Origin of the sequence: Gordonibacter pamelaeae, from assembly GCF_003340385.1 — a bacterium.
Classification (GTDB): Bacteria; Actinomycetota; Coriobacteriia; order Coriobacteriales; family Eggerthellaceae; genus Gordonibacter; species Gordonibacter pamelaeae.
This window is the reverse complement of the sequence record NZ_PPTS01000005.1, coordinates 53,964-71,389: the sequence shown is the minus strand read 5'-3', so window position 1 is coordinate 71,389 and position 17,426 is coordinate 53,964. Positions and strand designations below refer to the sequence as shown.

The window sequence follows — 17,426 nt, the reverse complement described above, 5'->3', positions numbered from 1 at the left end:
CGGGCGCGGCGACGGCGACTCGGCGGGCCTCCGCTCGCTCCCGCCTCGACACGCCGGACGTCAGCTCCCGAGCAGCGGATTCGTGCGGTCGAGGAAGACGAGGCCCAGCAGGAAGGCGAACTCGCGGTCCGGGGCGTCGGGCATGCCGAGCACCGCCTTCGCCCTGCGCAGGCGGTAGCGCACAGTGTTGGGATGCTGGTGCAGCGCCTCGGCGGCTGCGCGCACGTCGCCGTAGGCGCGGGCGAGGGCTTCGGCAGTAGGGGCCAGTTCGGCGTCGTTTTCCGCATCGTATTCTTCCAGCAGGGCGCGATGAAAGGCGGCGGTGCGGCCGAACAGGCGGCTGGCGGCCGCCGCGGCACGGAAGGCGTCGTGGTGCAGGTCGGCCCAGCACGCCACGGCGTCGCCCTCGGTGCGCGCGGTCTTGAGCGCAGCCAGGGCCTCGCGCACGCTCAGGTCGCCGTCCGACAGCGGGCCCTCCTCCCCCCACCCCGAGCCGCAGAGGACCGATGCGCTGTATGCGCGCCACCAAGTCGGCCTCGGAGGCCGCGCGGACGGAGGCGGGAGGCTGCGCATAGGACACGAATGCGAGCAGGAGGTCGTGGTAGCGGCAGGCGAACACCGTGTCCACGCTGGCCCAATCGGCCTTGAACGCGCGCAGCACCCCCGCAAGCGCATCGAGCGCAGCGTACAGCGAGCACTCGTCGGCATTTCGCGGCGCCACGGCGAGGCACTGCAGCGTGGCGCCCATGGCCCCGGTGAGCTGGTAGAGCCTCGTGCGGGTGCCCTGGCTGTCATGAGCTGCCAGAAGCGCATCCACCATGCGCCCCTTGTCCGACTCCTCGCCGTCGCGGCGAATGAGGTCGAGCGCTTGATAGGCCAGCACCTCGTGGTAGGCGCCTTCGTAGAGGTACAGCGGCACGCCCAGCGCCGTGCTGGCCGAGCGCACCGCTTCGCTCAAATGAGGGTGGTACACGTTCTTCACGGCCACCGCCGCCACGTTTCTCCTTATGAGCGCCAAGAGCGATGCCTCGGCAAGCGCCGCGTCGTCGCGCGCGAAACCGAGGTTCGACGCGATGAACTCGCCTGGCAGGTAATCGGCATACGCCTGCTCGTCGGGTGCGAGATCAAGGATACCCACGTTGCGCACCTCGCGCGCACCTGCTCCCGCGCACGGAGCCGCCAGCTCAATGCGCTCGAACGCCGGCAACGCGATGATGTCTGCAACGGTTATCACACCTGAACCCCTCTCGACGATGGGCCCATACTACACCAAATGCGTCGCTGCCGTCGGGGTGCGCCGTCCTACGGGCGGGGCGAGGCACCCCGACGGCAGCGGGACCGCGCGCCGCCCCTGCGCCAGCGGGCACCGTTGCTGGCCGGCATTCTACAGGCCGACCTGCGCTTAACCGGGGAAAGCATTGCCTATCCAGCCTGGTAAAGGTCCTCCAGGTTGCCGTTTTCCACCAGCGTGCAGAGTGCGTTGCTGGCATGCTGGGGGCTTACGCCCATTTGCTCGAAGCGCTTCGTCAGCTTCAGGCAGTACGCCAAGTCACCGGAATCCAGCGAGAGCAGGGCCGACGTGGCCTGCTCGTCCAACTTCTCCAACATGGGATGCTCCTCTCGGTCGAATTCTCGTACCAAGAGGATATCCTGCACGCCCCTGCCCGCTTTTGGACAAGCGAGACAATCGCAAGCCCCCGTTTTGTGCTACTGAACAAAACAAGGGAAGCCCCCGCTTCCCGGTTGACGGCATCGGAACCCGCCGACTGACGACAGGCGCGTCCCGACACTGCCGACCGGCGGCAGCTGCGCCCCGTCCCTGCCGGGCGACAGCGCGCCCGCACCCTGCCTACCGGCGTGCCCCTTCCCGCGCCCTATTCCCGTTCCGGCATCCGCCACAAAAGCACGAAGCCCACCACGAGCAGCACGGCGATGGACAGCACGCCCATGGACGAGTTGCCGGTGAGCTGCGTGAACACGCTGACCAGGAACGTGCCCATGACGGCGGCGTACTTGCCGAAGATGTCGAAGAAACCGTAGTACTCGTTGGCGTGCTCCTTGGGGATGAGCTTGCCGAACTCGCTGCGCGACAGCGCCTGGATGCCGCCTTGGAACAGCCCCACGCAGATGGCGAGGATCCAGAACTCAAGCGCCTCGCGCAGGAAGAACGCCGCGAACAGCGTGATGCAGAAGTACGCGAACACGGCCACGGGCAGCATGCGCTTCGTGCCGAACCTCGTGGACAGGCGCCCGTAGGCGATGGCCGACGGGAACGCCACGAACTGCGTCACCAGCAGCGCCAGCACGAGCTGCGTCGCGTCGATCCCCAGGTCGGTGCCATAGCTGGTGGACATCTTGATGATGGTATGCACGCCATCGATATAGCAGAAGAACGCCAGCATGAAGTAGCGCAGCCGCTTGTCCTTGAAGATGCGCTTCACCGTCTTCCACAGGCCGCCGAACGTGTCGCGGATCAGGTGCTCGGCACGCTCCTTGTAGTGGGTCTGGTGCACGTCGCGGATGAGCGGGATGCTGAACGCCACCCACCACACGGCCGTGATCAAAAACGCGATCTTCATGCCCACGTCCATGGGGATGCCGATGGAAGGCCCGCCCAGCACCACGGCCAGGCACGCGATGAACGGCACGCACGAGCCGATGCAGCCCCACGCGTAGCCCTGCGACGACACCTCGTCGTAGCGCTCGTCGTCGGTGGCGTCCACGAGGAACGCGTCGTAGAACACCATGGAGCCGTTCAGCATGATGGATGCGACCACGTACAGCACGAGGAACGCCATGGCCGCCGTGGGTATGCCGAGGGCCGCCAGCGCGATGGCGCCGGTGCCCACCGTGCCGATGAAGAACTTCTTCTTGTTGCCCTTGAGGTCGGCGAGGCTGCCCAGGACGGGCATGAGCAGCGCCAGCACAAGCGAGGCCACCGTCTCGGCGTAGCCCCACGCCACCACCACCGAAGAGCCCTCCTCGGCGATGGAGGCGAAGTACACCGGGATGAGCGCCGTGGCCAGCAGCACGAAGGCCGAGTTCCCCACGTCGTACAGAACCCAGCTGCGTTCCTGCCTCGTCAACTTCGCTCGCGCCATGGTGCGCCTTCCTCTCGTCTCGCGCGCCCCCGCGCGCCTCGCGCACCGCCGTTCAGCCGGAAACGTTCTTCACAACTGGGAAACCGACGGTTAACAAGCACCGCCTCATTGTATATGATACCGCTAAGCGACACGGGTAAATTTCACGTCAGAAACGGGGTACCGCGCCATGCCCGCACTCATCACGCACGACTTCTTCGGCCAAGACGTCTACGACCGGCTCTTCCGCGATATCGGCGGGACCCGCGACGAGGCCGAGGCGTTCCTGCTGGGCAACCAGGGCCCCGACCCCCTGTTCTACGCGGTAACCGACCCGCGCCTGCGCGAGCACAACCGACTGGGCAACGTCATGCACAGCGAGAAGCCGAGCGAGCTCGTCAAGGCGTTCAAGGATTCGCTCGGCATCCTCGACGAGGACGAGCTGCCCGTCGGCCGCGCCTACGCGTTCGGCTTCCTGTGCCACTACACGCTGGACTCCACCCTGCACCCGCTCGTATTCTTCCACGAGTACCGGCTCACCGACGCCGGCGAGCCGGGCCTCTCGCGCGACGACGCCCACGAGGTGCACGCCGTCATCGAGAGCGAGCTGGACGAGCTCGTGCTGTTCGAGAAGCGCGGCGAGACGGTGGCCACGTTCCAGCCGTGGCGCGAGATACTGCAAGCCAGCGACTTCGTGCTCGGCGTGGTGTCGAAGATGTTCTCCTACGTGGCGCTCACGGTGTACGGGCGCATCGTCCCGCGCGACCTGTTCGCGCGGTCGGTGCGCGGCTTCCGCCGCGTGCAGCGGCTGTTCTACTCCAAGACCGGCGCCAAGCGCGCCGCCCTCGGGCGCATCGAGCAGCTGGTGCGCCCGTACTCGTTCTACCAGTCCATGAGCCACCGCCCCGTGGCGCTCACCGAGAGCGCCTACGACAACCGCGCCCACGAGGCCTGGGAGAACCCGTACACCGGCGAGGCGAGCACGGCGAGCTTCTGGGACCTGTACGGGCAGGCGCTCGAGAGGGCCGAGGAGAACATCGCCGCCTTCGAACGCGACGGCTTCGACCTGGAGGCCGCCCGCTCCCTGACCGGCGAGCTGGACTTCTCGGGCCGGCCCGTGGTGGCCACGCTCGTGTCGGTGGAGGACGGCGCGCCGCCCGCGGCGGGGCACGGTGCCGCCGGCGACGACGTCCCGGCAGGCGCCTCCGACGCCAGCTCCCCCGCCCCGAGCGGCGCCTAGCGCACCATGCTGGAAGTCGTCCTCACCATCCCGTTCTGGCTGGAGCTGGCCGCCGCGCTGACAGGCGGCCTGTCGGGCGCCATGAGCGCCGTGCGGGCGCGCTACGACATCTTCGGCGTGGTGTGCATCGCGCTCACCGCCGGCCTGGCGGGCGGCATCATGCGCGATCTGCTCATGCAGAACTACGGCATCTACGCGTTCCAGAAACCCGAGCTGCTGCTGGCCTGCGCGGGCGCAGGCGTCATCGTGTTCTACTTCGGCAAGCTGGCCACCTACCTGGACCCGGTGGTGGCGCTGCTGGACAACCTGTCGGTGGCGCTATGGGCCGTGATCAGCGTGGGCAAGGGGCTGTCGGCCGGGCTCGACGTGGTGCCCTCCATCATCCTGGGCACCGTGACCGCCGTGGGCGGCGGCATCCTGCGCGACGTGTTCATGAACCGCGAGCCCGAGGCGTTCCAAGCCGGCGCCATGTACGGCTCGGCGGCGCTCATCGGCTCCACGGTGTACGCGCTCATGGCGCAGAACCACGTGCTGGACCAGTACGCGCCCTACGCCTGCGTGGCCATCGTGCTGGGGCTGCGCTACGCGTCGCTGTTCTTCGGCTGGAAGACCACGCCGCCCAAGGACTACACGGACGTGGTGACGAGCGCCGTGGCCCGCCCGGTGAAATCGGTGGCGCGGCGCGTGCGCCCGCCCAAGGGCAAGGTGGAGCGCGAGCGCGAGCGGCGCCGCGCCTACGAGCGCCTGCGCTGGCTATGGCGCGTGCCCGGCGGAACGTCCCCCCTGCCGCCCGTGGAGAAGCGCGGCTCCGAGGCGGCCGCGCAGCCCGACGCGCCCGCAACCCCGCAGGCCGCCCCGGCCGACGCCGCGCCCAGCGACCCGAGCGACCGCATCCACGTGGACCGCGAGGAGCTGCGCCGCATCATGGGCGGCGAGGACGACGAGCCCCGCGACCCGTTCGAGCCGCGCTCGTAAGGGACGGCGAAGGAAGCGGCAGCCGAGGAGCCTCCGCGCAGGAGCGAAGCGACCTGCGCCTCGCGCGAAGCGCGAGAACAACCGCCCAGGTTGGCGGGCGGGAGCGAAGCGACCCGCCCATGCGCCCGGAGGGCGCATAACAGCCGCGCAGGTTGGCGTAGTAAGTCAGCGAGAAGCCCCCTGGTGCCCGAGATTGGCGGGATCGCGGAGGTGAAGCGTACTGCGGTACGCGAACCTCCGCGATCGCGGCAAGATCGGGTGCCAGGGGGCTCCGCAGCGTCGGCAGGTTCCGCGGGCCGGCAGGCCCGCGGAACGCTATACGTTCTTCAGCAGGATGGTGCTCATGGTGTCGGCCACGTGCTCGCAGGCGTCGCAGCACTTCTCCATGCGGTCGAAGATCTGCGACCACACCAGCACGCGCATGGGGTTGTCGTTGTCCTCGGTGTGCAGCTTGCGGATGACCTTGAGGTACAGGCGGTCGGCCTCCTCCTCGTAGGTGTTCACGTCCACGATGAGCTGCTTGAACGTCTTCGACTTCTTGAAGTTGCGGAAGTCCACCATGGCCTTGTCGAGCGCCACGCAGCTCTTCTTGATAAGGCAGGCGAACTCTTCCGCATCGTGATGCATGAAGTGGACGTCGTACATGTAGAAACGCTGCATGACGTCCTCGATGTAGTCGATGATATTGTCGAGGTACTGCGACAGCTCGATGATGTCCTCGCGCTCGATGGGCGTGATGAAATCGGTGGCCACCGTCTTGAAGATGGCGTGGTTGACCTCGTCGCCCTCGTGCTCGATCTGGTGCGCGCGGTCCATAATGCCGCGCAGGTCTTCGGCCTCGGTGAAGTTCTCGATGGCCTCGATGAGCAGCTCGGCCTCTTTCACCGCCATCGCGGACTGCTTTTCAAAGGCGTCGAAGTAGTCGAACTTGTGCTTCTTGGACATTGAACTCTCCTTTTACGAGAAGAACAGGAACAAATGGGCGAATGCGAACCCGAGCAGGCCGCATCCGGGGAACGTGAGCACCCATGTCTTCACCATGTCGACGGCGATGCCCCATTTCACGGCGCTCTTGCGCTTGGCGGCGCCCACGCCCATGATGGCCGTGGTGTTCGTGTGCGTCGTGGAAACCGGCAGGCCGGCGAACGTGGACAGCATAAGGCAGAAGAACGTGGCAGCGCTGGCCGCGAACCCTTGGAACGGCTCCAGCTTCACCATGTCGAGGCCGACGCTCTTGATGATGCGCTCGCCTCCCACGGCCGTGCCGATGCCCATGTTCAAAGCGCAGAAGAACATGAGCCAGATAGGCAGGACCATCTGGTCGGCCTGGCCCACGCCTGTGGCCAGGGTGATGGCCAACACGAAGATGCTCATGAACTTCTGGCCGTCCTGGGCTCCGTGCATGAATGCCACGCCCGCACCCGAGGCCACCTGGGCCCAGCGGAACACCTTCGTCGTGCGCTTGCGATCCATGTTGCGGCACACGCGGCCGACGATCTTGGAGTTGGCCCAGCCCAGGAAGAACCCCAGCAGCGTGGACAGCAGGATGCCGTACACCACCTTCATCCACTCGCCGCCGTTGATGGCGCCGAAGCCGCCCTGCAGCGCGATGGCCGCGCCCGTGAGGCCGGCGATGAGCGAGTGCGACTGGCTCGTGGGGATGCCGAACCACCAGGCGGCCGCGCCCCACACGATAATGGCGATCATGGCAGCCGTGAGCGCGATGAGCGCCTGCTGGGAGTTGCCGCCGAAATCCACCATGTTGAAGATAGTGTGAGCGACGGCGGACGTGACGAGTGACACGAGCAGCAGGCCCAGAAAGTTGCAGACCGCCGCCATGAGGATGGCGAACTTCGGCTTCATGGCCCGCGTCGAGACAACCGTTGCGATGGCGTTCGGAGCGTCGGTGGCGCCGTTGACGACGATGACGCCGATATTGAGCAGCGTCACGGCCACCAGCACCGGGTTGGAGGCGAGCTCGGCGATGAACGTAGCCCACTCTATGGTCACGGGTTCCCTCTCGACAAAACAGCAAAAAGGCCAGCAGCTCATCAGTTTAACGCAAATCTGACAAAGAGCTAGGGAACGACCCTGCTTTTTACGTCGGCGGACGTACCGTTTGGTAAAATTCGCGTAAAGGGGCCCATACGAAAAGAAAATACCGGGCATTCGGCAAAGGGCTGCGTGCACCGACTGCTAATATATAAGCATGTCACTATGGATTGAGGGCGGGGGCCGCACAGGGAGGCCGATGCCTCCGGCGGCACGAGGGGGACATCTTTGCTCGAGGGGAGCAAACGCATGAAGAAGAGCATACAGCTGCCGCTGCAGACGGGCGACCTCATCGTGGGCTTCATGGTGTGGGTGATCCTATCGTCGCTGCTGCCGTACATCTTGCAGGACATCGCCATCCCGCCTGATCGGGTGGCGCTCGTCACGGCCGTCCCCGTGATCCTGGGCTCGGTGCTGCGCGTGCCGTTGGGCTACCTGACGAACCGGCTGGGTGCGCGCACGGTGTTCCTAGCCAGCTTCGCCTGCCTGCTCCTCCCCGTGTGGCTCATCAGCGAGGCCACCACGTACGAGGCGCTCATCACCGGCGGGGTGTTCCTGGGCATAGGCGGCTCCGTGTTCTCCGTTGGCGTGACGTCGCTGCCGAAGTACTACCCGCGCGAGCGTCACGGCTTCGTGAACGGCGTGTACGGGTTCGGTAACATGGGCACGGCGCTTACCACGTGGCTCGCGCCCCTCGCGGCGGCGGCCTGGGACTGGCGCGTGGCCGTGAAGCTGTACCTGGTGCTGCTCGTGGCGGCCATAGCGGTGAACCTCGTGCTGGGCGACCGTACGGAGCCGCGCGTAAAGACACCCATCGTGGCCCAGGTCAAGGCCGTGTGGCGCGACGGCCGCCTGTGGGCCTTGTCGCTGTTCTACTTCGTGACATTCGGCGCCTTCGTGGCGTTGACCGTGTACCTGCCGAACTTTCTTGCGACGCACTACGGGTTGGACGGCGTGACGGCGGGCCTGTTCACCAGCGCGTTCATCGTGGCGGCCGCAGCCGTGCGCGTCTTGGGCGGCTGGCTGGCCGACCGGCTGGACTGCCTGCGGCTCCTGGCGGGCGTGTTCGCCGCGCTTGCGGTGGGCGCCGCGGTGCTGGCGCTGGCACCCGGCTTGCCCGTGTACCTGGCGGGCATCTATCTGATCAGCGCGGCATGCGGCATCGGCAACGGCGTGGTGTTCAAGCTGGTGCCCACGTACTTCCTGGGACAGGTCGGCCCGGTGAACGGTCTGGTGTCCATGTGGGGCGGCCTAGGCGGCTTCTTCCCCCCGCTCGTGCTGTCCGCGAGCACGGCCGCCTTCGGCTCGAACGTGCCGGGGCTGGCCCTGTTCGCGGCGTTCTGCATCGCGTGCCTAGGTGTGGCGGCCTGGATGGGGCGGGCCTACCGGTAGCGCGCGAACACGCGACCGCGTCGGCGCCGATGGGATGAAGCAGGCGCGCACAGCACGTCCGCAGCGTGCAGCGCGGATACGGCGTGCAGTGCGTCCGCATCGTGCAGCGCGGATGCGGCGGCGCAGACAAGGCGGGACAAGTAGCGGATGCGGCGGTGCAGGCGGTGGCGGGGCGAATAGCGGGTGCGGCAAGGCTCGGGAAGCGCACCCTTGGACGAGATCGGGGTTTGTGGCATGATTTTGCGATCGAGTTTCGAGAAGAGCTGGCAAAACCCCTGGTCGCATATTACGCTCAAGAGGTTTTCGGCAAAGCAGAAGACCATAGCCTCGCTTTTCGTCCATTACCTTTCGACATATAATTCAAAGGGAAGAAGAAACGCACGGCGCCCATTGCTCGACACCCGTGCGAATTAAGCCCCTTTGCGGGCAGAATCCAAAAGGCAGGTGCGCAGGTAGTCTTGTGCGCCCGAGGGGTTGACCCGCTCCATGCGCAGGCGCTTTCCCAACCGCTTGGCCAGAAGAAGGGCGATTCGGTCAAGCTCGCGCCGGTCGCGCACTTGCCCCTGGGTCAACGTCGCAACTTCAACCCCCAGGTAGGCCAAGTCCGTGCGGCGACTGGCGTCCTCGGCGATGCGCCCGGCCCCCGTGTGATGCAGGTTGCTGTCGTACTCGATGGCGAAACGTGCCTCCGGCCAGTAAAGGTCGCATCGGTAGAAGCTCTTCCCCACATGGGCGCGATCTTTGTCGGGCACGGGAACGACGGCATTCATGAGAGGAGCCGGTAGCCCGTATCCCCCCAGCCGGAACGGCAGGCACAGGTACAGGACCGAGGAGGTCTCCATGGGAGACCACGACCCGTCGAGTATGAAGCACACAGCCCGCCTTGCCGTGCTCGCCCCCGGCACACCCGCCATCCTCTCAAGAAAACGGTCGAGACCTGCTGCGCTCGCCAGAGGATCGCGTCTGCCAAGCTCAAGGTAGCCGCCGATCGGCCGCGCGTACCTGCCGCAGAGCTCGAAGCCAACCTCGAGCAGATTGGGAAACGGCAGAACCGTGGCCAGTTGCAGGAAAACCTCCGCAGGCGACACGACGTACTGCCCCTCCCCTATCCGGTAAACGCCTTGCTGGCCCAGCTTGCTCGGTTCCACGTGGGACATCACGCCCTTGCAGCGCCAACGGAGTCGAGGGTTCGGCGCGAGCAGATGCAGCGGGGCGGACAGGAAAGGAAAGCACTCCCCGAGCGCATGCACCTCTTTGGCGCTCGGCTTGCCGTGGGACTGTTCCCGAGCGCAGCGGGCCGAGGGTCGGGGCATGCAGCGCGCATGGGCCGCGTAGCACCAGTATTCCCAAGCCGATATGCCCGAAAGCAAGATTCCCATGAGGCGCAGCCTACCATGCCCTCGCCTCTTTTGGAAGGGGTAAAAAGCTACTTTGATCTGGCACTATACATTTTCTTTCCGTATGGAATCTCGGCTTGATCCGTGCTAGATTCCCGCAAGATCCGTGCAATATCCGTGCGGCTGGCACGCCGGTCACGCACGGCTGCCGCGCAAGATTCGCGCAAGGTTCGTGCCAGGGATGCGCCAGGGACGCGCTTGGGCCGCATCGCCCTCCACCAAGGCTGCAACAAGGCTGCACGGCGGTCGTCCCCAGCGCCAAGTCTGCAATATTTGCAAACGGCTTTTTATTGTGACTAATATGGTCATGGACTAAACCAGAGCCTATGGCATGTTTGGACGAGCTTCCGCCGGTGCAAACCGAGAAACCCCTGGTGGCGAAAAGACGTCCCAGGGGTTCCCCGTCGAAACCATGCCATAGCCTCCGATTTCGTCCCGCCCCTTCTGCCGCACGCCTCGAATCGTGCTGGAAGGAGGGCTCTCCGAGAGAAACCGCCCCTCGGGACGCAAGAAAGAGCTACGCGTACAGTTTGAACACACGGCCGCGCTCGGCGCCGATGGTGGTGAGGGCGTTGTGGCCGGGAAGGACGACGGTGTCGTCGGGGAGCTGGGCCAGGCGCTTCAAAGAGCGGCGCATATCGTCCATGCTGCCGCCGATGAAGTCGGTGCGGCCAACCGTGCCGCAGAACAGCGTGTCGCCCGACACGAGCACGGGCGCGGCGGCCGGGTTCGCGGTGCGCTCCGGGTCGAGGTACAGGCAGATGCCCCCCTTCGTGTGGCCGGGCGTCGCGATGACCTTCCACGTCATACCGCCTACCTGGACCTTGTCGCCATCCTTCACGGTACGGTCGACCGGGCATGTCTCGAAGGGACGGTCGTCCCGCGGCAGCTCCTCGTCGCCCGAGATCACCGGGGCGTCGATGGCCGAGGCGATGACGAGCGCGCCCGTCTTCTCGCGCAGCGCGCGCGCCGCGCCCACATGGTCGAAATGCCGGTGCGTGAGCACGATGGCGTCCACCTTGCGGCCGCCGAGCGCCTCCAAGATAGCATCCGCCTTGCAGGAGGGGTCCACCACCATGGTGGACTCGCCGTCCGATATGAGGTACACGTTGTTCTCCAGCATGCCGAGCACGAGGTACTCCACCGACACGCACGTTCCTTTTGCCTGGTTAGCCATGGGGTGTTCCTTCCCTATTTCTTCTTGCCGCTCTCGCCGGGGAGCATGCGGCGCGCGTCGAACACGCCCTCGATGCCCCTCAGCTTGCTAAGGATGAGGTCGATGTGCTTGATGTCCGACACTTGGAACAAAAAGCGCATCTCGGCCATGCCGTCGCGGTGCGAAGTCGTGGACGACGACAGCACGTTCGCGCCCACCTCGGAGAGCACGACGGCCACGTCGCGCAGCAGGTTCATGCGGTCGAGCGCCTCCACGAACACCTCGATCTGGTACGACGTGCTCTTCGACGGCTCGTTCTCCCACGACACCTCGATGATGCGCTCGGGTTCCGTCATGAGGTCCTGCGCGTTCGGGCAGTCGGCGCGGTGCACCGACACGCCGCGCCCGCGCGTGACAAAGCCCAAGATGTCGTCGCCCGGCACCGGGTTGCAGCAGCGCGACAGGCGCACGAGCACGTCGTCGATGCCCTTCACCACCACGCCGTTGGAGCTGTGCGCCTCGTGCTTCTTCGGGCGCTTCACGCTGGTGAGCATGGGCGGCAGCTTGCCGGTGGACATGTCGCCCGCACCCAGGCCCACCGTCTCGGCCGCTTCGTTGCCCTTGTCTACCAGTATCTTGAGCAGGCGGTTCGCCACGTGCTGGGCGCTCTCCTTGCCGGTGCCGATGTTCACGAGCATGTCGTCCGGGTCGTTGTAGCCCAGATGCTCCGACACCGACTTCACCGCGCGCATGGACTGCGCGCTGGAGATACCCAGGCCGTGCTTGCGCATTTCGCGCGTGAGCTTGTCGCGGCCGTTCTGCAAGTCGTCGCCGCGGCTCACCTTGCTGAAGTACGAGCGGATCTTGCTGCGGGCGCTGGGCGTCTTCACCAGGTTCAGCCAGTCGCGCGAGGGGCTCGCGCTCTTCTGCGTGAGGATCTCCACGCGGTCGCCCAGCTGCAGCTCGTAGGTGAGCGGCACGATGGCGCCGTTCACCTTCGCGCCCACGCAGTGGTTGCCCACCTCGGTGTGGATGGCGTAGGCGAAGTCTACCGGCGTGGAGCCGGCGCGCAGGCTCATGGCCTCGCCCTTCGGCGTGAACACGAACACCTCGGACGGCGCCAGGTCCACTTTCAGGTCCTTCAGGAACTCGCGCGAGTCCTGCGTCTCGTCCTGCCAGTCCACCATCTGGCGGAGCCACGCCAGCTGCTGGTCGATGGCGTCGCCGCTCTTGCCGCCCTTCTCCTTGTAGCGCCAGTGCGCGGCCACGCCGTACTCGCTCTGGCGATGCATGTCCTCGGTGCGGATCTGCACCTCGAGGGGGCGCCCCGCCGGGCCGATGACGGTGGTGTGCAGGCTCTGGTACATGTTGTACTTCGGCATGGCGATGTAGTCTTTGAAGCGTCCGGGCATCGGGTGCCAGAGCGTGTGCACCGCGCCGAGCGCCAAGTAGCAGTCCTTCACCGACGGCACGATGATGCGCACGGCAATGAGGTCGTAGATCTCGGAGAAGCCCTTGCCCTTCTGCGTCATCTTCTGGTAGATGGAGTAGAGGTGCTTCGGCCGGCCCATGATCTGGGCGGTGATGCCCACCTTCTCCATCTCGTCGTGCAGGATGCCGATGATCTGGTCGAGATACCCCTCGCGCTCGGCGCGGCTCTCCGTGACCATGCGGCTGACCTGCTTGTACTTGTTCGGTTCCAGGTAGTAGAACGACAGGTCCTCGAGCTCCCACTTGATGTTGTTGATGCCGAGGCGGTGCGCGATGGGCGCGTAGATCTCCAGCGTCTCGCGCGCCTTGAAGATGCGGCGGTCCTCGCGCAGGGCGCCCAGGGTGCGCATGTTGTGCAGGCGGTCGGCCAGCTTGATGACGATGACGCGGATGTCCTTGCTCATGGCCACGAACATCTTGCGGATGGTGGCGGCCTGCTCGTCGGAGAGGCTCTCCACCTCGATGCGCGTGATCTTCGTCACGCCCTCCACCAGCTGGGCCACCTGCTCGTTGAACTCGACGGCCACCTGCTCGGTGGTGACGCACGTGTCCTCGACGGTGTCGTGCAAGAGCGCCGCGCAGAGTGTTTCCACGTCCATGCGCAGGTCCGCCAGGATGATGGCCACCTCCACGGGGTGCGCCACGAACGGCTCGCCGCTCTTGCGGCACTGGCCCTCGTGCGCCTCGCTGGCGAACTGGAACGCCTTGGCGAGCAGCGCTTGGTCGGGCTCGGAGAGGTAGGCGGACGTGAGCCGCTGCAGCTCGGCGAAGCGCTCCTCGGGCGTCTCCGTGCGGTGCGGGTTGCGCGCGTCGGCGCGACCTTCGGAGGCGAACGCCTTCTGGGCCACGTGGGGGCGGCCCAAGAGGTCGTCCTCGACCGTCTGCTTGTGCGACGCCTGTTCGAGCGGCTCCCCCAGCAGCTCTTCGCGCTTGTGATCGGCTTTGCCCATAACGGTGCGCCTCCTTTCCTCGTCCTAGCGCGTTCCGCGCGGCGCGGAGCCCGGCAGGATGGGGCGCGAGACACGCACGTGCAGGCTCGCTGCGTCGGTGCCCATCGCCCAGTCGCGAAACGCGCTGAATATAGCGCGCTCGCCCAAGCCCTCGCGGTAGCGCACGCTGTCGGTGAGCTCCACCTTGCTTGCGGTGTCCACCACACGGATGGAGCGGGTGATCTCGCCCGACGCGTAGGCCGTGTGCGTTTCGATGAGCCCCAGCTCGCGGAACACGGCCACGCCGCATGCCGCCGACTGGGAGCTCACGGCGTGCCCGCCCTCGCTGGCGAGCTTGGCCAAATCCACGTTGCCCAGCGTGAAGAACCCGTCGCCGTGATCGCGCTGCAGCGCGCGCAGGCGGCGGTACACCTGGGCCAGGCAGTCGTGGTCGGGCGTCATGTCGCGCAGCACCTGCTCGTTCACGCACGCATCGCCGCGACCGAACAGCAGGTGCACCTGCGCGGCGGCGCCGTCGCGGCCGGCACGGCCGCTCATCTGGTTGAACTCCACCTCGTTGTACGGCAGGTGGTACAGCACCACGTGCCGGATGTTCGGTATGTTCACGCCCTCGCCGAAGGCGGACGTGGCCACGAGCACCTTGAGCGCGTCGGTGCGGAACAGCTGCTCCACCCGCGCGCGCTCGGCACGCGTGAGGCCCGCGTTGTAGAAGCCGATGAGCGGCGCCATCTGCGGCACGCGCTTGCGCAGCGTGCGCGCCACGGCCACCGACTGCTCGCGCGAGTTCACGTACACGACCGTCTTCTCGCCGCCGGCCACGAGGTTCGCCAGGTAGTCGTCGCGGTTCTTCAGGTTGCGCCGGTCGTCCACGCCCAAGTTCGCGCGTTCCGTCTCGTCGAGCACGAGCTCGTCGAGCGGCAGGGCGCCTCGGATAGCGTCGGCTATGCCGTCGTCGGCCGTGGCGGTGAGCGCGAGCACCGTGGGCGCAGGGCGGCCCGCCGTGCGGGCGCCGGCGGCCAGCTGCTCCACGGCCTGCCCGATGGCGGCATAGGCGGGGCGCTGTCCCGCGCGGGCCAGGCCGATGTGGTGCGCCTCGTCCACCACCACGAAGCCCACGCGGCCCGGGCGCGCGAACTCCCCGGCGTGGTAGCCCAGGAACTCGGGCGTGGTGAGCACGATGTCCACCGAGCCGTCCGCAAGCCCTGCGAACGTCTGGCGGCGCTCTTCGGGCGTGCTCTCGCCCGTGAGCACCGCCACGGCGATGCCGAAGGGCTCCAGCGCCTCGTTCAGGTGGAACGCCTGGTCGGCGATCAGCGCGCGCAGCGGGTACACGAACAGGCTGGCCGTGCCCTCGCGCAGGGCGCGCTCGGCAGCATGCACCTGGAACAGGAGCGACTTGCCGCGTCCCGTGGCCATGACGGCCAGCACCGAGCGGCCCGCGTCCAGGCAGTCGAGCACGGTGCGCTGCGACGCATGGAGTGAGCCGTCCCCGATGATGGCCCGCACGATGTCGGCCTCGAGGCCCGCCGGGTCCTCGTGCGCACGGCGCTCCCACTCGGCGCGCCGCGCGGCGCGGGCCGCCTCGTAGGCCTCGATGTCCTCGGGGTTGTGGGCCACGTCGGCGCAGAGCTCCGCATCGCTCGTGGCGTACAGGTCGGCCACGAACGAGCGCTCCACCGGGTCGAGGCACGCCTCGAGCGCACAGCACGTGCGCGCGGGGGCGAGCGACTGCAGCATGGCCTTCACCGAGCGGCGGCCGCGCCATTCGTCTATCTGCACCTCGAACGCGGCGTTGACCACGCTGTCGGTGTGCATGAGCGCCTCGATGTCCGTGCAGTGGAACATGATGCCGGCCACCGTGTTGCGTCCGTCGGAAAGCGCGCACGAGAAGTGGTTCTTCTCCGCGCCCACCGCGCGGCAGTTCGCGAGGGTGACGTCGCGCGCGAGGAAGCACGGCACGGGGTTCTCCTGGCCGAAGGGGGCGAGCGTGTCCAGCTTCTCCACGTTCTCCAGCGTGAGCTCGCCGAGCGCGACGCAGGCGTCGATCTCGATGAGCGGGTGGAACGCGCCCTCGGGCAGCTCGTCCATGTAGGCGCACAGGCGGCGCTCGAACTCCGGCAGGTTGGCCGTGGGCAGGGTGACGCCCACGGCGGCCTCATGCCCGCCAAAACGCGTGACCAGGTCGGATGCGGCCTCCACGGCCTTGAACAGGTTCACCTGGCCCACGCTGCGGCCCGAGCCGCGCGCCTCGTCGCCGGTTATGGTGAACAGCAGGCTGGGCACGCCGTAGGTGTTCACCAGGCGGCTGGCCACGATGCCCTTCACGCCCTCGTGCCAGCCGTCGCCCGACACCACGAGCGCGCGCTGGCCACGGTAGACATCGGCAGCCTGGGCCTTCGCTATCTCGGAGAGCTCGGCCTCGATGGTGCGGCGCTGGTCGTTCACGGCCTCGAGCTCGGCCGCCAGGCGGCAGGCGGCGTCGAAGTCGTCGGTCATGAGCAGGTCGAGCGCCAGCTGCGCGTCGCCCATGCGTCCGGCGGCGTTGAGGCGCGGAATGAGCGAGAAGCTGAGGTTCGTGGCGGAGACGGGCTTGTCGGCCGCGCCGCTCGAGCCCAGCAGCGCCGCGATGCAGGGGCGCGGGGCGCTGTTCATGCGGCGGATGCCGTCGGACACGAGCGCGCGGTTCTCGCCGCGCATGGGCATGAGGTCGGCCACCGTGCCGAGCGTGGCCAGGTCGGTGTAGCTTCGCCACAGGTGCGGGTAGCCGAAGCGGCCGCCCAGCACCTGCACGAGCTTCAAGGCCACGCCCACGCCAGCCAGGATGGCGCTCTCGCAGTTCTCGTCGCACTTCGGGTCGGCCACGGGCACGTCCTCGGGCACGAGGTCGACCGGCTCGTGGTGGTCGGTGACGGCCAGGCCCACGCCGGCGGCCACGATGGCGGCCGCCTCCGCCTTGCAGGCGATGCCGCAGTCCACCGTGACGATGAAGTCGGGGTTGAGTGTGCGGGCGCGCGCGAAGGCGGCCTCGGTCAGGCCGTAGCCCTCCTCGAAGCGCCGCGGGATGAACGGGTCGGCGTGGGCGCCGAGCGCGCGCAGGCCGCGCGTGAGCACGGACGTGGCCGAGATGCCGTCGAGGTCGAAGTCGCCGAACACGAGGATGCGGCCGTCGGCGCGCATGACCTGCTCCAACGCGTCCGCCACCTCGGACAGGCCGGGTATGGTGTAGGGGTCGAGCCAGTCGCGGTCGAGCGAGGGCTCCAGGAAGGCGCGGACCTCGGAAGGCTCGGAGATGCCGCGCGCGACGAGCGTCGCGGCCACGAAACGCGGAAGCCCCAGCCCGCGCTCGATGCGCGAGACGGCGGCGGGGTCGGCCGCTTTGATGTTGAACTGGGCAGACATGGCGCTCATACCTCACATGCGAAGAGTAATATTTCACGCCCCATTGTCCCACAATCGGCGCGAGCTGTCACCGCAGGGAACGAAGCGTGCACGAGAAGAAAACGGAGGGCGTTCGAGAGGGCGCCCTCGGCCGACGGGCGACGGGCTGTTCTCGCCGAGGGTGCCCCCGCTGCCGCCGGGCGGTCACGGCCGCATCTGCACGATCGGCGCCTGGCCGCGGAGGGTGCGCCGACACGATTTTCCCCACCGCGAACAATCGCGGCGCTTCGTTCGTGTTATGGTCGAGGAGGTGAA

14 protein-coding genes are annotated in these 17,426 nt (G+C 67.2%); 4 read left to right on the top strand and 10 right to left on the bottom strand.

Annotated features, from left to right (window positions below; translation table 11 throughout):
• Window positions 1-60: 60 nt before the first annotated feature.
• Window positions 61-447, bottom strand: a complete 387-nt coding sequence (locus C1877_RS15750; protein WP_244909835.1) for a helix-turn-helix domain-containing protein — start codon at window positions 445-447, stop codon at window positions 61-63.
• 151 nt (window positions 448-598) lie between these two features.
• On the opposite strand from C1877_RS15750, the gene C1877_RS15745 reads away from it, so the two are divergent.
• Entirely contained in the window at window positions 599-1,240 is a 642-nt protein-coding gene (locus C1877_RS15745) for a hypothetical protein (protein ID WP_244909834.1), read from the top strand.
• 182 nt (window positions 1,241-1,422) lie between these two features.
• On the opposite strand, the gene C1877_RS08830 is transcribed toward C1877_RS15745, so the two are convergent.
• Both C1877_RS08830 and C1877_RS08825 read right to left on the bottom strand, forming a co-directional pair.
• Window positions 1,423-1,608, bottom strand: coding sequence for a hypothetical protein (locus C1877_RS08830; RefSeq protein ID WP_015539034.1), 186 nt, complete (start codon window positions 1,606-1,608; stop codon window positions 1,423-1,425).
• A gap of 266 nt (window positions 1,609-1,874) precedes the next feature.
• Entirely contained in the window at window positions 1,875-3,101 is a 1,227-nt protein-coding gene (locus C1877_RS08825) for an MFS transporter (protein ID WP_114568973.1), read from the bottom strand.
• A gap of 169 nt (window positions 3,102-3,270) precedes the next feature.
• Here C1877_RS08825 and C1877_RS08820 point away from each other — a divergent pair, with 169 nt between their 5' ends.
• On the top strand, window positions 3,271-4,320 hold the full coding sequence (locus C1877_RS08820; RefSeq protein WP_227155564.1) for a zinc dependent phospholipase C family protein: 1,050 nt from the start codon (window positions 3,271-3,273) through the stop codon (window positions 4,318-4,320).
• Window positions 4,321-4,326: 6 nt separating this feature from the next.
• Window positions 4,327-5,295 (top strand): trimeric intracellular cation channel family protein, encoded by a 969-nt coding sequence (locus tag C1877_RS08815; protein WP_114568972.1) that lies wholly within the window; start codon window positions 4,327-4,329, stop codon window positions 5,293-5,295.
• A 315-nt stretch (window positions 5,296-5,610) separates the two neighbouring features.
• Here the strand turns inward: C1877_RS08815 and C1877_RS08810 are convergent, their stop codons facing one another.
• Together C1877_RS08810 and C1877_RS08805 are read right to left on the bottom strand one after the other, a co-directional pair.
• A complete protein-coding gene (locus tag C1877_RS08810; RefSeq protein ID WP_015539036.1) occupies window positions 5,611-6,240 on the bottom strand; it encodes a DUF47 domain-containing protein in 630 nt (209 codons plus the stop codon).
• 12 nt (window positions 6,241-6,252) lie between these two features.
• A complete protein-coding gene (locus tag C1877_RS08805; RefSeq protein ID WP_041239058.1) occupies window positions 6,253-7,305 on the bottom strand; it encodes an inorganic phosphate transporter in 1,053 nt (350 codons plus the stop codon).
• A gap of 291 nt (window positions 7,306-7,596) precedes the next feature.
• Here C1877_RS08805 and C1877_RS08800 point away from each other — a divergent pair, with 291 nt between their 5' ends.
• Window positions 7,597-8,739: an MFS transporter gene (locus tag C1877_RS08800; protein WP_114568971.1), complete on the top strand. Its 1,143-nt coding sequence runs from the start codon at window positions 7,597-7,599 to the stop codon at window positions 8,737-8,739.
• On the opposite strand, the gene C1877_RS08795 is transcribed toward C1877_RS08800, so the two are convergent.
• The 5 genes from C1877_RS08795 to recJ form a co-directional block, all read right to left on the bottom strand.
• On the bottom strand, window positions 8,730-9,062 hold the full coding sequence (locus C1877_RS08795; RefSeq protein WP_114568970.1) for a hypothetical protein: 333 nt from the start codon (window positions 9,060-9,062) through the stop codon (window positions 8,730-8,732). The two genes, C1877_RS08800 and C1877_RS08795, sit on opposite strands and share 10 nt — an antisense overlap.
• Before the next feature lie 87 nt (window positions 9,063-9,149).
• Window positions 9,150-10,118 (bottom strand): hypothetical protein, encoded by a 969-nt coding sequence (locus C1877_RS08790; protein ID WP_114568969.1) that lies wholly within the window; start codon window positions 10,116-10,118, stop codon window positions 9,150-9,152.
• 535 nt (window positions 10,119-10,653) lie between these two features.
• Window positions 10,654-11,313: an MBL fold metallo-hydrolase gene (locus C1877_RS08785; RefSeq protein WP_114568968.1), complete on the bottom strand. Its 660-nt coding sequence runs from the start codon at window positions 11,311-11,313 to the stop codon at window positions 10,654-10,656.
• Between the two features lie 14 nt (window positions 11,314-11,327).
• A complete protein-coding gene (locus C1877_RS08780) occupies window positions 11,328-13,733 on the bottom strand; it encodes a RelA/SpoT family protein (RefSeq protein ID WP_114568967.1) in 2,406 nt (801 codons plus the stop codon).
• A 24-nt stretch (window positions 13,734-13,757) separates the two neighbouring features.
• On the bottom strand, window positions 13,758-17,132 hold the full coding sequence (gene recJ / locus C1877_RS08775; protein WP_114569065.1) for a single-stranded-DNA-specific exonuclease RecJ: 3,375 nt from the start codon (window positions 17,130-17,132) through the stop codon (window positions 13,758-13,760).
• Window positions 17,133-17,426: the final 294 nt, after the last annotated feature.

Coding starts and splice junctions, on each gene's coding strand:
- C1877_RS08830 (WP_015539034.1), bottom strand. CDS start 1,608: ATGTTGGAGAAGTTGGACGAGCAGGCCACGTCGGCCCTGCTCTCGCTG.
- C1877_RS08825 (WP_114568973.1), bottom strand. CDS start 3,101: ATGGCGCGAGCGAAGTTGACGAGGCAGGAACGCAGCTGGGTTCTGTAC.
- C1877_RS08820 (WP_227155564.1), top strand. CDS start 3,271: ATGCCCGCACTCATCACGCACGACTTCTTCGGCCAAGACGTCTACGAC.
- C1877_RS08815 (WP_114568972.1), top strand. CDS start 4,327: ATGCTGGAAGTCGTCCTCACCATCCCGTTCTGGCTGGAGCTGGCCGCC.
- C1877_RS08810 (WP_015539036.1), bottom strand. CDS start 6,240: ATGTCCAAGAAGCACAAGTTCGACTACTTCGACGCCTTTGAAAAGCAG.
- C1877_RS08800 (WP_114568971.1), top strand. CDS start 7,597: ATGAAGAAGAGCATACAGCTGCCGCTGCAGACGGGCGACCTCATCGTG.
- C1877_RS08795 (WP_114568970.1), bottom strand. CDS start 9,062: ATGGTCTTCTGCTTTGCCGAAAACCTCTTGAGCGTAATATGCGACCAG.
- C1877_RS08790 (WP_114568969.1), bottom strand. CDS start 10,118: ATGGGAATCTTGCTTTCGGGCATATCGGCTTGGGAATACTGGTGCTAC.
- C1877_RS08785 (WP_114568968.1), bottom strand. CDS start 11,313: ATGGCTAACCAGGCAAAAGGAACGTGCGTGTCGGTGGAGTACCTCGTG.
- C1877_RS08780 (WP_114568967.1), bottom strand. CDS start 13,733: ATGGGCAAAGCCGATCACAAGCGCGAAGAGCTGCTGGGGGAGCCGCTC.
- recJ (WP_114569065.1), bottom strand. CDS start 17,132: ATGTCTGCCCAGTTCAACATCAAAGCGGCCGACCCCGCCGCCGTCTCG.